This window comes from Vibrio sp. CK2-1, from assembly GCF_021726515.1.
Lineage (GTDB): Bacteria > Pseudomonadota > Gammaproteobacteria > Enterobacterales > Vibrionaceae > Vibrio.
Window position 1 is genome coordinate 119,683 of sequence record NZ_JAKKCJ010000006.1, and the last position, 15,057, is coordinate 134,739.

Here is a 15,057-nt window from a genome sequence, read left to right on the forward strand (position 1 = left end):
CGGTTAACCCAATAGAGCGGTAAAGGAGAGATGAAGTGACAAAGCATAAAAAGCCAGAGATCTTATCAAGTTCAGTGGTGGCACAATCTCGTTTATTTGCCATTGAATCCTTAGAGCTTCGTTTCTCAAATGGTGAAGAGCGTACCTACGAACGCATGAAGCCAAGTAACCGTGGTGGGGTAATGACTGTACCGGTTACCGAACAAGGTGATTTATTGTTGATTCGTGAATATGCCGCCGGAACCGATCGTTATGAGCTAGGCTTTCCTAAAGGGTTAATCGATCCGGGAGAAACGCCAGAGCAAGCTGCCAATCGTGAATTAAAAGAAGAAATTGGCATGGGCGCAGAGAACTTTGTGCCACTTAAACAAGTCGTTTTAGCGCCATCCTATTTTTCTAGCCAAATGACACTATTTCTCGCCACTGGCTTATATCCAGAACGTCTACAAGGTGATGAGCCGGAAGAGTTAGAAGTGATCCGTTGGCCGCTGCAACAAGCGGAAGAGTTGCTGACTCACATGGATTTTTGCGAAGCTCGCAGCATCACGGCTTTAATGCTGACACTACGAATACTCTCAAGTGATAAAAATAAGGAAGGCTAATCATGGCGGCAACGCAAAGCGATCTCTCTCATCTTATTCCTCAAGTGATCAGCATTGCTCGTGAAGCCGGTCAGCGAATTTTAGAAATTTATCAAAATAAAGACTATCAAGAATTCACTAAGGCTGATGACACGCCAGTCACGACTGCGGATTTAGCGGCCCATAAAATCATTATGCAACAGCTGGCTGAACTGACGCCAAACATCCCGATTCTTTCTGAAGAAGATGCCGATATTAGCCTTAAAAAGCGTTCACAATGGGATCGTTATTGGTTGGTTGACCCGCTTGATGGTACTCAAGAGTTTATTGCTCGAAGTGGCGATTTCGCGACTGTGATTGCTCTGATTGAAAATAATCAGCCAGTGATGGGCGTAGTGTATGCACCCGTTTCAGGTGTAACTTATTTTGCCTACCAAGGTAAAGGCGCGTGGAAGATCCCTGAAATGGATGACAGCCTACGTATTCATACCTTAAAGCACGAACAACCCGATCAGCCGATAGCTATTGCGATCAGCCGTCGTCAAAACATCAACCGTATTACTGAAAAGCTTTCTCCAGCACGTAACTATGAATTAGTGCCATTAGGCTCCGCCGCATTAAAAGCATGCTTGGTGGCAGAAGGGGCAGTAGATTGTTATATCCGCTTAGGACCAACCGGCGAGTGGGATACCGCAGCAACCCAATGTATCGTTGAAGAAGCCGGTGGCAGAATTCTCAGTACTCGCTTAGAGCCGTTGTCATACAACGAACGGGATACTTTAGAAAATCCGAACTTTATAGTGTTGGGGGATGAGAGTATTGGTTGGGATGAGATATTGAAGCAAGGATAAAAAACAAAGACGTGGCTCGTTTATCGGGCACTTCGTTGCTCGTGTTTCGGAAAAGATAAAAGCTTAGTTGCGAGATCCGAGAGCGCTTTGCTTCGAGTTACGAGAAGCAAAGCGCCCTAGAAACGATATTCGTCTTACATATACGAATGATCACCCGCTTGGTGTTCTGTTGAATCTCGTACTGCTGTTAACTCACCAGCGAATTGATCGACTAATTGCTTCTCGATGCCTTCTTTTAGCGTGACATCTACCATTGAACAGCCGTTACAACCACCACCAAATTGAACTAGTGCAACACCATCATCAGAAATGCTGATTAGGCTAACATGGCCGCCGTGGCTTGCCAGTTGTGGGTTCACTTGAGTTTGAATAGCATACTCAACGCGAGCCATCAGTGGGGCATCGTCATCCAGTTTGCGCATTTTCGCGTTTGGTGCTTTTAGCGTTAACTGTGAACCCATTTTATCAGTTACAAAGTCAATCTCTGCTTCTTCTAAAAATGGTAGGCTCAGTTCGTCAACGTAAGCGTTGAAGCCTTTGAATTCAAAGATAGTATCCGATGCTTCAACCGACTCAGGTGGACAGTAAGATACGCCACACTCTGCGTTAGGTGTACCAGGGTTTACGACAAAAACTCGAATATGAGTTTCGTTCGTTTGTTGTTCTAGTAGTTTTGCAAAATGCTCTTGAGCATTCTCTGTAATAGTAATTGTATCTGACACGACTAATACCTGACTATTTTAGTGGGCTTTTCGGTTATTTTACTCCTCTTACCGTATGGATCAAACCTATTTACCGATAATTTCAACAAACTTGATCTGGCTAGAGAAAGCTTAATTAATTCGGTGTGGGTGTTCGAGATAAACAATACACATCAATCCGCTTCACGCCTGCTTTTCTCAGTAATGCACATAACGGTTCTAAAGTACTTCCTGTTGTGACCACATCATCAACTAGTGCTACATGTTGAGTGAGAGGCTTATTCCTTAGTTGAAAAGCGCGTTTGGTATTACGCCGCCGTTCGATTTTCGTCAGACCTTTTTGCTGTGGCGTGGCTTTAATTCGACGAAAAACTCCATGGTTTACTTGGCAATTGAGCTGATCGCTTTGCCAATGGTTGGCGAGTTGTTGTGCTATTTCAGCGCTTTGATTAAACCCTCGTGACCACTGCCGGCGCCAATGTAGTGGTACGGGAATTAATTCATGACAAGGTTCGGTGATCATAGGCGCAAGTAACAAGGCAAGATCGCTGGCTAACCAGAATTGACGACGATATTTTAACTTTTGAATGTAAGCTTTTAATGGCGCTTGATAATCGTTAATGCAATATAAGCGATCCCATTTGGGCGGTTGCGCCAAGCATTGACCACATTGTTGTACCCGAGTAACGGTTTTCAGGCCGCAACGTTGACAGCGAGGAGTGGTATCGATAAAACGTTCAACACAATGTTGGCACCACAGGTTATGTAATGGATGTGCATCTTGTGGTGTGATGGTTAAGCGACATAAATGACATTGGCGAGGTAATCCGCGTTTTATGCGTTTGAGTAATTTCATTGGCGTCATTTTATTTAAGTTAAAAATGAAAAAGTGAATCAATGATGTCATCATCAACCAGAACACTATCGACTAGGTATGAAATTAGTAGGAAAAGGCAATGACACAACTGCATTGGCAATCGCAAGGTGAAGGACAAGATATCGTTCTTATTCATGGATGGGGAATGAATGGCGCGGTATGGCAACAAACGATAGATGCGTTATCGGTACAATTTCGTGTGCATAGCGTTGATTTACCCGGTTATGGATTAAGCCATCAAGCAAGCGCTGACGATCTTGATGATATTTGCCGCCAAGTATTAGCTCAAGCGCCGAAAACCGCAGTCTACCTTGGTTGGTCTCTTGGTGGTTTGGTCGCAACCAATATCGCACTAAAGCATCCTGAGCGAGTCGATAAATTGATCACGCTGGCTAGTTCACCTAAGTTTGCCGCCGAAAAAGGTTGGCGCGGTATTATGCCGAAAGTGCTGACTGATTTTACCGAACAACTGACCAATAACTTTAAGCTGACCATCGAAGGCTTTATGACCTTGCAAGCTTTAGGTAGTCCATCGGCAAGACAAGATGTTAAAGCGATTAAAAAACAGGTATTTTCACGTCCAATGCCCAGCCCTGAAGCACTGGCTATTGGGTTAGATATTTTGGCGAGTGTCGATTTACGTCCCGCACTATCGGATATTCAAGTGCCAATGTTGCGCTTATATGGTCGCCTAGATGGACTCGTACCCAAGAAAGTAGCGGATTTAGTGACTGAATACGCACCGAATAGTGACTGTTATATTTTTCAGTCGTCGTCTCATGCGCCATTTATGACTGAACATGAGTTGTTTTGTGAGAAGGTGGTGGAGTTTGTTTGCGCATAGAGCGTAAAAGAGTTTCGTTGCTCGTGGCTAGGGCGCTCCGCTTCTCGTGACTTGAAAAAGAAACGAGATTCGAATGCTTTTTCCTAGAAACTAGGGACTAGAAATCAGCAACCTCAAACTTTATCACCCTCTTAAAACCTCAATCTTAATATCTAAATCTTTAATCAAAGACGTAATTTCTTTTGGTGGATTTTGGTTGGTGACGATCAAATCGATATCTTCAATTTTACCTAAATTCACCATTGCATTACGGCCAAATTTAGAATGATCGATTGGCAGGAATACCGCGCGGCTGTTTTCGATAATCGCGCGCTTTACTCGCACTTCGTGGTAGTCAAAATCGAGTAGTGAACCATCAAAGTCGACGCCACTAATACCTAGAATACCGAAATCTAGGCGAAATTGAGAAATGAAATCCAGCGTGGCTTCACCAGTTACACCGCCATCTTTATTGCGTACTTCCCCACCGGCTAAGATGACTTTGAAGTCTGGCTTGCTCATCAAAATAATTGCGGCATTAATATTATTGGTGACGATGCGTAGCTGCTGGTGGCTTTCAAGTAAGGCTTTCGCGACGGCTTCTGGCGTGGTGCCAATATCGATGAATAGAGTAGAGCCATCAGGGATGTGTTTGACTAGTGCGCGAGCGATGTTGTTTTTTTCATTTTGATTCATCACTTTACGATCACTATAAGGTGAGTTTTCCGCGCTGTTGGTCATGGTCGCGCCGCCATGATTACGACGAATTTTGTTGGCATCCGCTAATTCATTCAGATCGCGGCGAATGGTTTGAGGGCTAACATCAAACATTTCTACTAAATCATCAGTACTGACATAGCCTTGAGCTTTAACTAGTTCGATGATTTTTTTATGCCTTTCACTCGCTTTCACGCTGCTTTTCCTTTAACTCTTGTCATTAAGATATGAAAAACTAGTTTACGTGATTCGCGCAATGAAAGGCAATTTATCCGCTTGAATACACTCAAGTAATGTTCAAAATGTTATAATTATCCCACCTTTTGTGCGCAATCGAGCTTTTTGTCATGCGTTTCATGAGACGTATGCGGTTGAGTTTTTTGTTCAATGTAGTCATTGACTAACGCTTGCTCAACTTGAGATAGCACCACACCCAACTTAGTTCGACGCCATAAAATATCTTCAGCGGTATAGGCATATTCATGCTCAAGTAAATAATCAACTTCACATTGGTAAACCCCTTGGCCAAAGTGTTGCCCCATTTCCGATTCCGACGTAATACCTTTCAGCATTTCTCGGGCTTGCACACCATATTGATGGCAGTAGCGGCGTAGTGTTTTATCCTTCATCCAAGGGCATTGCTGACGCAGTTTCATGGTAAGCAAGTTCTCATCATAACCTTGACCGCCTGGTAACACCGACTCTGCTGTCCAGCTATCGCCCATTTGTGGGAAGAAAGGAGACAGTTGTTTCATCGCTGATTCTGCCAGTTTGCGATAAGTGGTTAGCTTGCCGCCAAAAATTGACAGTAGTGGCGCTTCTTCACCTTCTTGTTCAAGAGACAAGGTGTAATCACGAGTGATGGCTTGCGGTGAATCCGATTCATCATCGCATAATGGACGAACGCCGCTGTAAGTAGAAACCACATCCTCTGGCGATATTTGATGAATAAAGTGTTTATTGACCACATCGATTAAGTAGTTAATTTCTTGCTCATCAATCGCCACTTGGCGTGGATCGCCTTTATATTCGACATCGGTAGTGCCAATTAATGAGTAGTCTTCAAGGTAAGGGATTACAAACACAATGCGCTGATCATCGTTTTGCAGAATGTAGGCTTGAGGTTCATTGTGGATCTTCGGCACGATAATGTGTGATCCTTTGATCAAGCGAATTCCGTAAGGCGATTGAGCATCCATATTATCGGTAATGAAGCTTCGAACCCAAGGGCCTGTGGCATTCACCAAGGCGTGAGATTGACGCGTAAAACGAGTGTTAGTTCGCTTATTCAGCAAGGTGACATGCCATAAATCGCCTACTCGCTCGGCTTTTTCGACATGGCAATAGTTCTTAATTTCTGCACCATGTTGCTCGGCTTGTTGAATGTTGAGTAGCACTAAACGCGCATCATCAACCCAGCAATCTGAGTACTCAAAGCCTTTAACCATTTCTTCTTTTAAAACATTGGTCGAGCGAAAATCAACGCCATGACTACCTTTTAAGGTTGTGCGTTTACCTAGGTGATCGTAGAGAAATAGACCCGCACGAATCATCCAAGCTGGGCGTAAAAATGGGCGATGTGGCAAACGGAAACGCATCGGCTTGGCGATATGTGGTGCTTTTTTCAGTAATACTTCACGTTCTGCAAGTGATTCAGATACCAAACGAAACTCATAATGCTCTAGGTAGCGTAAGCCGCCATGGATTAATTTCGAACTGGCAGATGAAGTAGCAGAAGCAAAGTCACTCGACTCATAAAGACCGACTTTTAAGTTTCTACCTGCCGCATCAGCAGCGATTCCTGCGCCGTTGATCCCACCACCGACAACAATGATATCTAACACTGTATTTACATTTTCTGGCTTGTTCATCTTAACCTCTGTTCGAATTTAGCGATTAAATGTTCGTTCGAGCATTTGTGTTTAATCTACCGAAAATAAAATTTCTGTCCAGAGCTATTTTTAGATTTTTTGCAGTAACCCTAGGTGTTGCTTGGCTTATCTGTTTGTATTTTATTGATTTTGTATGATTTATCGTAGGCGATTTCTTTACTTTTTATTATTTGTTATTGATATGTTGTTGATTTTCATTATTGATTTTTGAAATCTATCGCCGTTCGTTTGTGTTCGAATAATTAAAAGTATGAGCGTACGCACATTTATGGTGATTGTTTGTTTACATAAATGAAACATATTGTAGGTTTAGCAGCGAATTCTTCCAATAACTAGGGTCAATTGGCTCTAACACTACTAAAAAATAAGAATGGGTCGTCAGTATGTCTACAAATAATAAAAAACAATTGCTCGGGGAATGTTTGTCGGAATTTATCGGTACTGGCCTACTGATATTTTTCGGAGTCGGGTGTGTTGCTGCTTTAGTGTTAACTGGGGCAAGCTTTGGCCAATGGGAAATCAGTATAATCTGGGGCGTCGGGGTAGCCATGGCTATCTATTGCGCAGGAGGCGTGTCAGGGGCGCATCTAAATCCAGCCGTTACAATTGCTTTAACCTTATTTCATGGTTTCGATAAACGAAAAGTGCTGCCTTATATTGGCTCGCAACTTTTAGGCGCTTTTAGTTCTGCCGCTTTGGTCTATGCCTTATACAGCAACTTATTTAGCGAATATGAACTTGCCAACAACATGGTTCGAGGCTCGCAAGAAAGCTTGGCGTTAGCGGGCATATTCTCAACCTATCCAAATCCAGCATTAACTTTTGGTGGCGCGTTTGCGGTTGAGTTTGTGATCACCGCGGTGCTGATGTTTGTGATTTTAGCGTTAGGGGATGATCGCAATGGTGCTCCGAATGGCGCAGTGACTCCGCTATTAGTTGGTTTGTTGATTGCGGTAATAGGTGGTTCACTCGGGCCGTTAACTGGCTTTGCGATGAACCCTGCACGTGATTTTGGGCCGAAGTTTTTCGCTTATTTAGCAGGCTGGGGCGATATGGCGTTAACCGGTGGTAAAGATATTCCGTACTTTATTGTGCCGATCCTTGCTCCGATTTGTGGCGCTTCCTTTGGTGGTTGGTTGTATCCAAAAGTGATTGGTTTCTACCTGAATAATGATCCACAAGAGGTTAATGATCCCGCTGAACAGTCACCTCAAGTACTAACGAATGTTTAATTAGCACAATAATAAAACGAATAAAGTAGGAAAATATTATGGAAAAGAAATACATCGTCGCTTTAGATCAAGGCACCACTAGTTCTCGCGCTGTCGTACTCGATCGTGATGCCAATATTGTGTGTAGTGCGCAACGTGAATTTACTCAAATTTATCCGCAAGCTGGCTGGGTAGAGCATGATCCTTTAGAAATTTGGGCATCGCAAAGTTCAACCTTAGTTGAAGCGTTAGCCAAAGGTGGTTTGCATTCAGATGAAATCGCCGGCATTGGTATTACTAACCAACGTGAAACCACGATTGTGTGGAACCGCACTACTGGTAAACCTATTTATAACGCGATTGTGTGGCAATGTCGCCGTACTGCGAGCATTTGTGAAGAGCTAAAAAAAGCCGGTCTTGAAGAGTACATTCTAGAAAATACTGGCCTAGTGGTTGACCCATATTTCTCTGGCACCAAAGTAAAATGGATTCTTGATAATGTAGAAGGCGCTCGCCAGCAAGCTGAAAACGGTGAACTTGCTTTCGGTACCGTCGATTCATGGTTAATTTGGAACATGACTCAAGGTCGCACACACGTGACTGATCCAACCAACGCAAGTCGTACTATGTTATTTAACATCAATACACTTGAGTGGGATGACAAGCTACTTGATGCGATGGGCATTCCGAAATCCATGATGCCGGAAGTGAAGTCTTCTTCAGAAGTTTACGCACAAACCAACATTGGTGGTAAAGGCGGTACTCGTATTCCAATCGCCGGGATTGCTGGGGATCAGCAAGCGGCGTTATTTGGTCAAATGTGTGTGGAAGCGGGCCAAGCCAAAAACACCTACGGTACAGGTTGCTTCTTATTAATGAATACCGGTGAGAAGAAAGTGACTTCTCAAAATGGGCTTCTGACTACGCTAGCTTGTGGCCCTAAAGGCGAAGTGAGCTACGCATTGGAAGGCGCAGTATTTATGGGCGGCGCATCAATTCAATGGCTGCGTGATGAATTACGTTTAATTACTGATGCTGCGGATACCGAATATTTCGCCACGAAAGTAGAAACCTCTAATGGCGCTTATGTGGTGCCAGCATTTACTGGACTAGGTGCACCACACTGGGACCCGTATGCGCGTGGCGCGATTGTCGGCTTAACTCGCGGTGTAAACCGTAATCACATCATCCGAGCGACTTTAGAAAGTATTGCTTACCAATCATTAGATGTGATTTCTGCTATGCAGGCTGATTCAGGCATCAAACTGGATTTCCTTAAAGTTGATGGCGGCGCGGTTGCCAATAACTTCCTAATGCAGTTCCAATCGGATGTGTTAAATACCGAAGTACAGCGCCCAGTAGTCACCGAAGTGACCGCATTAGGCGCAGCCTATCTTGCCGGCTTAGCGGTTGGATTCTGGGGCAGCATTGATGAGTTGAAACACAAATCCGTGCTCGATCGTTCATTCCAACCATGTGCTGATGATGGCAAACGTCAACGTCGTCATGATGGCTGGAAGCGAGCAGTTGAATGTGCGAAAGGCTGGGTGCAGGAGTAAGCACTTCATAGCACCAATGATGTATAATACGGCCCATTGAACTTAAACTGACATTATTTTAATGGGTTGTATTATATGAAAAAGCTTTTATTGATTGGCTTGGGATTAGTGGTTCTGTCTGGTTGTAGTGCCCGTTTTACTGATATGACATTGGCAAGTACAAAAAATGTTGATCTTAATTCGGGGCAATTAGTCACAGGGCAAAGAGTGAAAGCGCAAGACATGTACCCTGTGTTTATTATTCCTTTAGGCACTCCTAATATGAAAAATGCCATTGATAAAGCGATTGAAAGTGATAAGTGTGCCATTGCATTATCTGATGTTGTGATCACTCAATTGAATCACGCTTTTATTTTTGGTGAGTTTGGTTTAGAGGTTGAGGGTAACTTGCTTTTAGATAAGTCTCGCCCGGGGTGTGAAAATGCAGACACTAAGAAGCTTGAGCAGTCACCATTATTGATAAAATAATATTGAATCTAGAGCGCTACTATTAGTTAGTGTTAATTTTTAATATTCCTAAGCTAGCAATGTCGATGCTGGTCTAATCGCTTAGAGATATTAGCAATCATAAGAAAGGCGGACTACGGTCCGCCTTTTTGGTGTTAAAGGTTAATAAATATTAAATGGCAAAATCAACCGTCGTTGTTTCACCACTCATCAAGGTTGTTTCTTGAACTTCCCCAGCTGGTAGTGGAATAGTCAAACCATCATATTGGATTGAGTCATCATCTGAGCCATTACAGTAAAGGGCAATGGTGTAGTCTCCAGCCGGTAAAAATCCCAATTCATATTCGCCAGAAATATTAGCTTCAGCTGTAGCGTACGGTGCAATGGTTCCCTCAGGAACGGTGCTGTTGAACTCTTCATCTTCTTGATCATAGAGATCGCCAAGTTTACCTTGATCTAAACCTTTACCTTCGTACAAATAAACAAAGTTCTTGTCACCTAATGTACATACTGGTGCAGTCACTTTTAGTGTTGCTGCACTTTCATTATCAATAATGGTGACACCATGTGGCTTGAGAATATAGCCATTATTGTTATTTGCATTGCCGCGCATCACTAAAGATTTACGTAGATCAAACTCAATAGTGAAAGCTTGGGTGGCATCTTCACTTACCGTAAAGCTACCTAATTGCAATTTATTACTTGGTTGTTTTAGAGGTTGTGTTCCTTGAGCATCATCCACAAAGTTCACGTTAGATTCATCACTGATGTGCAGAATTAAGTTTTTATATTCACCTACCGGAATGGGTTGTTCAGTCACGATGAATTTTGAATCAGAACCTTGGTAGTCTAATAAATCGAGTTGGTGATAATCGACGCCAGCTGAATCTGGCTCAACATCTAAGAGGGTGCGTTCACCATTTTGGTGAATAAGTTCAATTTGAGTAAAAGCGATAGTGACGGATTGAGCTTCATCGACTGGTGCATCAGATACAGCAAAGGAGACGTTAGCGGTTTTTTCGCTATCAGATGAGTCGGAGTCGGATCCGCAGCCAGTAAGGATTAAGGCTGATGTTGCGAGCACTGCTGTTAAATATTTCATGATTACATCCCTATAAGATATTTTTATATTGTAAGGATGAGTTTAGTGATAGGTTGCTCAATTGTTAATGGGGCAATTCAAAAGCTGACATTTATTGACAGCGCTATGACTGTGTTTTCGTTGATAGTGGCGTGTTGCGTGAAAAGCAAAAGCAGCCGAGCCTTTTGCTCTTCCTTGCGACTCTAAGCGAAGCGCTCACGTAAAGCCCAGCAAAAAGTCACGAGTACCTAATTTCAGATTGTGTGCAAAAGCAACAACGATCGGGAAATTACTCTTCCTCGAAACTAGGAACTCGAAACTCGCTACCTCTTTTCTACTTTTTCGCTTTAGCAAACGCTGCCGCAAACGCACCACCCATTGCAGCATTAGCTGGCTCAGCTTGGCGCTGGGTTTGCTGGCGCGGAGCCTGACGACGATCATTATTCGGCTTAGCACTACGTTGTGAGTTTTGCTCGCCCGGTTGATCGTTTAAACGCATGGTTAGAGCAATACGCTTACGCTGAATATCCACTTCCATCACTTTGACTTTCACGATATCGCCAGCTTTCACTACTTCACGTGGGTCAGCTACATAGCGATCAGTCAAAGCAGAAATATGTACTAGTCCATCTTGGTGAACGCCGATATCAACAAAGGCACCAAAGTTAGCCACATTCGATACCACACCTTCTAAAATCATGCCGATTTCAAGATCTTTAACTTCATTCACCCCTTCAGCAAAGGTTGCAGTTTTAAACTCAGGACGAGGATCTCGGCCCGGTTTATCTAGCTCTTTGATGATGTCGGTAACGGTCGGTAGACCAAAGGTGTCATCGGTATAATCCGTCGCGCGTAGGTTACGTAAGAACTCGCTATCGCCCAGCAATGCTTTGGTCGCTTTACCGGTTTGCTCAGCAATTTTCTTCACCACAGGGTAGGCTTCTGGGTGAACCGATGAAGCATCCAGTGGGTTTTTACCGTTCATAATACGTAAGAAGCCCGCACACTGTTCAAAGGCTTTTGGCCCTAAGCGAGGCACTTTTTTCAGCGCGGTACGTGAATCAAAACGGCCTTGCTCATTACGATAATCAACAATGTTTTGTGCCATGGTCGTCGATAAACCGGCCACACGAGTCAACAGCGCAGCAGAAGCCATATTGACATCGACCCCAACCGCATTCACACAGTCTTCTACTACTGCATCAAGGCGTTTGGCTAACATCGACTGACTTACATCATGTTGGTATTGACCAACCCCAATCGATTTAGGATCAATCTTCACTAATTCTGCCAATGGATCTTGCAAGCGACGAGCAATCGACACCGCACCACGTAGTGATACATCCATATCTGGGAATTCTTTGGCGGCTAATTCAGAGGCGGAATACACCGAGGCACCGGCTTCGCTGACCATGATTTTTTGCACTTTTAAGTTGTGACGCTTGATAATGTCAGCAACTAAAGTATCGGTTTCACGTGAAGCCGTACCATTACCAATCGCAATCAAATCGACGTTGTGCGCTTTGACTAATTTCAAAATCGTATTGGTAGAAGCTTCGATTTTATTATGCGGCTGATGCGGATAGATGGTTTCCGTTGCCAATACTTTACCGGTGGCATCGACGACTGCGATTTTTGAGCCAGTACGTAAACCCGGATCTAAACCTAGAGTAGCGCGAGGGCCAGCGGGAGCCGCCATCAATAAATCTTTTAGGTTGGTCGCAAACACTTCAATCGCTTCGATTTCAGAGCGTTCTTTCATTGCGCCCATCAATTCGGTTTCAAGGTGCATTGAAATCTTAATGCGCCACGCCCAGCTGATCACTTGTTTGCGCCAGTTATCGGCTGGTGCGTTATTAAAATTCACTCGGTAATGATCGGCAATAATGGTTTCACAATACGAACCACGTACGCTTTCTTCTTGCGCCGGGTCAGCATTAAGGCTTAATTGTAAGAAGCCTTCATTACGGCCACGTAGCATCGCAAGGGCGCGGTGTGACGGTACACGGCTGATCAGTTCGTTATGTTCAAAGTAGTCTTTAAACTTCTCGCCTTCTTGATCTTTGCCAGTGATCACGCGAGATTGCAGCTCGGCATTTTTTTGCAAGTAAGTACGTACTTTGTCTAGAAGGTCGGCATCTTCAGCCATGCGCTCCATTAAAATTGCGCGCGCACCATCGAGTGCGGTTTTAGTATCGGCAATGGAATCTTTAACGTACTTAGCCGCTTCCACTTCAGGATCGAGTTGCGGGTTTTGCCATAGCGCATCGGCTAGTGGTTCAAGACCCGCTTCAATGGCGATTTGGCCTTTAGTGCGACGCTTTGGTTTGTAAGGTAAATAGAGATCTTCTAAGCGAGTTTTGCTATCGGTGGCTAAGATTTCTTTTTCAAGCTCGGGCGTTAGCTTATCTTGCTCACGAATCGATTTTAGAATGGTTTGGCGGCGGTCATCCAGTTCACGTAAATAGCTTAAACGGCTATCTAAATTACGCAGTTGAGTATCGTCTAAGCCGCCAGTGACTTCTTTACGATAACGCGCGATAAAAGGTACAGTGTTGCCATCGTCGATTAAGGTGACCGTGGCAAGAACTTGTTCAACGCGAACATTTAATTCTTGAGCGATGATCTGACAGATTTGGTTCTGTTGGCTCATGGTGTCTCTCTTTATAATGCTTACTGTTGGCTAGGATTCTGCAAGCTAATCGACTAGGGAGCAAGGGATTAATCTTGAGTTAGCGATAAATTAACAATCGACTTTGCAGTATAATCAACGCTATTAACGTTTAATTGGTGTTACTTTTCAGGATATTGATGTGAAAACCAAGCTGATCACCCGAGAGGGCTATAATAAGCTAAAAGCTGAACACGATCATTTGTGGCATGAAAAACGCCCGGAGATCACTAAAATTGTGACTTGGGCGGCTAGCCTAGGTGATCGCTCTGAGAACGCTGACTACACCTTCAACAAGCGTTTACTTCGTCAAATAGATCGACGGGTGAGATTCCTACGCAAGTTTCTGCCCGAAGTAACCATAGTCGATTACTCTCCTCAACAAGAAGGAAAGGTTTTCTTCGGGGCTTGGGTCGAAATTGAAAACGAAGCTGGGGATGTGAAGTCATTTCGCATTGTAGGCCCTGAAGAAATTTATGGCGACGCAAAAGACTATATTTCGATTGATTCACCAATGGCACGCGCCTTGTTGAAAAAAGAGGTCGACGATGAAGTAGTGGTCAAAACTCCCGATGGTGATAAAGAGTGGTTTGTGAATTCAATTCGATATGACAGCAAGTAATTGCCAGTTATTAAAATTCAGATTTGAAGTTATTAGCTATAAAACCATAAAAAAGACAGGTATTTGTTACAAATTGGTACTTAGTTAAAGACAATTCGCTCTATATTTAAGTATTCTGAGTAAAGTTTCGATTAGGTGTATGTTCAGCCCTATCAAGAGGGTATATTGATTAAAATCACCAGTGATAGTGAATAGGAAGAATTCAATGCAACAAGAAAATTATAAAATTCTAGTGGTCGATGACGATGCTCGTCTACGTTCATTGCTCGAGCGTTATTTATCAGAGCAAGGTTTTCAAGTACGTAGTGTTGCCAATGCTGAGCAAATGGACCGTTTATTAACCCGTGAAAACTTTCACTTAATGGTGCTCGATTTAATGCTACCTGGCGAAGATGGTTTATCTATTTGCCAGCGCTTACGTAAAGATAACAATCAACTACCGATTGTGATGCTGACCGCGAAAGGCGATGAAATCGATCGTATCGTTGGCCTAGAAGTTGGCGCTGATGATTATCTACCAAAACCATTTAACCCACGTGAGTTGCTTGCTCGTTTACGTGCAGTATTGCGTCGTCAATCAGTTGAAGCGCCGGGAGCCCCAAGCTCAGATGAAGAAATCGTTAAGTTTGGTGAATTTACTTTAAACCTAGGTACTCGCGAAATGTTCCGTGGTGAAGAGCCAATGCCACTAACTTCAGGTGAATTTGCGGTATTGAAGATTTTGGTAACGCACGCTCGCACGCCAATGTCTCGTGACAAGTTAATGAATATGGCGCGTGGCCGTGAATATTCCGCGATGGAGCGTTCGATTGATGTACAAATCTCTCGCCTACGCCGTATGCTAGAAGAAGATCCAAGCCATCCTCGTTATATTCAAACGGTTTGGGGCTTAGGTTATGTCTTTGTTCCTGATGGGAAGAAGGTTTAACACGGGGTTCGAACCTCGTCGCTCGTTACTCGAAAAAGCGCAGAGCTGCAAAGCAACGCGCTTTTATTTTATGTGTTCTATGATGGATCTTAGCTA

The 15,057-nt window shown here is 43.7% G+C and carries 13 protein-coding genes and 1 pseudogene; 8 read left to right on the top strand and 6 right to left on the bottom strand.

Annotated elements, in window-relative coordinates; translation table 11 throughout:
- The first annotated feature begins 35 nt into the window (after positions 1 to 35).
- The gene (gene nudE, locus L3V25_RS14445; RefSeq protein ID WP_237296186.1) at positions 36 to 602 is read left to right on the top strand and encodes an ADP compounds hydrolase NudE; all 567 of its coding nucleotides are present in this window, start codon (positions 36 to 38) and stop codon (positions 600 to 602) included.
- A gap of 2 nt (positions 603 to 604) precedes the next feature.
- The gene (gene cysQ, locus L3V25_RS14450) at positions 605 to 1,432 is read left to right on the top strand and encodes a 3'(2'),5'-bisphosphate nucleotidase CysQ (RefSeq protein WP_237296187.1); all 828 of its coding nucleotides are present in this window, start codon (positions 605 to 607) and stop codon (positions 1,430 to 1,432) included.
- 134 nt (positions 1,433 to 1,566) lie between these two features.
- Here cysQ and nfuA read toward each other — a convergent pair whose 3' ends face one another.
- Both nfuA and L3V25_RS14460 read right to left on the bottom strand, forming a co-directional pair.
- Positions 1,567 to 2,154 carry a Fe-S biogenesis protein NfuA gene (gene nfuA / locus L3V25_RS14455; protein WP_192999775.1) on the bottom strand — a complete coding sequence of 196 codons (588 nt, stop codon included), beginning with the start codon at positions 2,152 to 2,154 and terminating at the stop codon, positions 1,567 to 1,569.
- 115 nt (positions 2,155 to 2,269) lie between these two features.
- A complete protein-coding gene (locus L3V25_RS14460; RefSeq protein WP_237296188.1) occupies positions 2,270 to 3,043 on the bottom strand; it encodes a ComF family protein in 774 nt (257 codons plus the stop codon).
- 46 nt (positions 3,044 to 3,089) lie between these two features.
- Here L3V25_RS14460 and bioH point away from each other — a divergent pair, with 46 nt between their 5' ends.
- A complete protein-coding gene (gene bioH / locus L3V25_RS14465) occupies positions 3,090 to 3,854 on the top strand; it encodes a pimeloyl-ACP methyl ester esterase BioH (protein ID WP_237296189.1) in 765 nt (254 codons plus the stop codon).
- Between the two features lie 123 nt (positions 3,855 to 3,977).
- Here the strand turns inward: bioH and L3V25_RS14470 are convergent, their stop codons facing one another.
- Together L3V25_RS14470 and glpD are read right to left on the bottom strand one after the other, a co-directional pair.
- A complete protein-coding gene (locus L3V25_RS14470; RefSeq protein ID WP_237296190.1) occupies positions 3,978 to 4,745 on the bottom strand; it encodes a DeoR/GlpR family transcriptional regulator in 768 nt (255 codons plus the stop codon).
- A 116-nt stretch (positions 4,746 to 4,861) separates the two neighbouring features.
- Positions 4,862 to 6,421, bottom strand: coding sequence for a glycerol-3-phosphate dehydrogenase (glpD, locus tag L3V25_RS14475; protein WP_237296191.1), 1,560 nt, complete (start codon positions 6,419 to 6,421; stop codon positions 4,862 to 4,864).
- Between the two features lie 404 nt (positions 6,422 to 6,825).
- On the opposite strand from glpD, the pseudogene L3V25_RS14480 reads away from it, so the two are divergent.
- The 3 genes and pseudogenes from L3V25_RS14480 to L3V25_RS14490 all read left to right on the top strand — a co-directional run.
- A pseudogene (locus L3V25_RS14480) lies at positions 6,826 to 7,608 on the top strand (MIP/aquaporin family protein); the annotation flags it as partial.
- Between the two features lie 104 nt (positions 7,609 to 7,712).
- Positions 7,713 to 9,212, top strand: a complete 1,500-nt coding sequence (gene glpK, locus L3V25_RS14485; protein WP_237296193.1) for a glycerol kinase GlpK — start codon at positions 7,713 to 7,715, stop codon at positions 9,210 to 9,212.
- A 75-nt stretch (positions 9,213 to 9,287) separates the two neighbouring features.
- Positions 9,288 to 9,680 (top strand): hypothetical protein, encoded by a 393-nt coding sequence (locus L3V25_RS14490; RefSeq protein WP_237296194.1) that lies wholly within the window; start codon positions 9,288 to 9,290, stop codon positions 9,678 to 9,680.
- 151 nt (positions 9,681 to 9,831) lie between these two features.
- Here L3V25_RS14490 and L3V25_RS14495 read toward each other — a convergent pair whose 3' ends face one another.
- Together L3V25_RS14495 and L3V25_RS14500 are read right to left on the bottom strand one after the other, a co-directional pair.
- The gene (locus L3V25_RS14495) at positions 9,832 to 10,761 is read right to left on the bottom strand and encodes a DUF4382 domain-containing protein (RefSeq protein ID WP_237296195.1); all 930 of its coding nucleotides are present in this window, start codon (positions 10,759 to 10,761) and stop codon (positions 9,832 to 9,834) included.
- A 313-nt stretch (positions 10,762 to 11,074) separates the two neighbouring features.
- Positions 11,075 to 13,393, bottom strand: a complete 2,319-nt coding sequence (locus L3V25_RS14500; protein WP_237296196.1) for a Tex family protein — start codon at positions 13,391 to 13,393, stop codon at positions 11,075 to 11,077.
- A gap of 160 nt (positions 13,394 to 13,553) precedes the next feature.
- Here L3V25_RS14500 and greB point away from each other — a divergent pair, with 160 nt between their 5' ends.
- Positions 13,554 to 14,033, top strand: a complete 480-nt coding sequence (gene greB / locus L3V25_RS14505) for a transcription elongation factor GreB (protein WP_237296197.1) — start codon at positions 13,554 to 13,556, stop codon at positions 14,031 to 14,033.
- A 205-nt stretch (positions 14,034 to 14,238) separates the two neighbouring features.
- Complete coding sequence (gene ompR, locus L3V25_RS14510; RefSeq protein ID WP_089124664.1) at positions 14,239 to 14,961, top strand: two-component system response regulator OmpR; 723 nt, start codon at positions 14,239 to 14,241, stop codon at positions 14,959 to 14,961.
- The last annotated feature ends 96 nt before the right edge of the window (positions 14,962 to 15,057 follow it).

Coding starts and splice junctions, on each gene's coding strand:
- bioH (WP_237296189.1), top strand. CDS start 3,090: ATGACACAACTGCATTGGCAATCGCAAGGTGAAGGACAAGATATCGTT.
- L3V25_RS14460 (WP_237296188.1), bottom strand. CDS start 3,043: ATGATGACATCATTGATTCACTTTTTCATTTTTAACTTAAATAAAATG.
- glpK (WP_237296193.1), top strand. CDS start 7,713: ATGGAAAAGAAATACATCGTCGCTTTAGATCAAGGCACCACTAGTTCT.
- glpD (WP_237296191.1), bottom strand. CDS start 6,421: ATGAACAAGCCAGAAAATGTAAATACAGTGTTAGATATCATTGTTGTC.
- L3V25_RS14500 (WP_237296196.1), bottom strand. CDS start 13,393: ATGAGCCAACAGAACCAAATCTGTCAGATCATCGCTCAAGAATTAAAT.
- cysQ (WP_237296187.1), top strand. CDS start 605: ATGGCGGCAACGCAAAGCGATCTCTCTCATCTTATTCCTCAAGTGATC.
- ompR (WP_089124664.1), top strand. CDS start 14,239: ATGCAACAAGAAAATTATAAAATTCTAGTGGTCGATGACGATGCTCGT.
- L3V25_RS14495 (WP_237296195.1), bottom strand. CDS start 10,761: ATGAAATATTTAACAGCAGTGCTCGCAACATCAGCCTTAATCCTTACT.
- L3V25_RS14490 (WP_237296194.1), top strand. CDS start 9,288: ATGAAAAAGCTTTTATTGATTGGCTTGGGATTAGTGGTTCTGTCTGGT.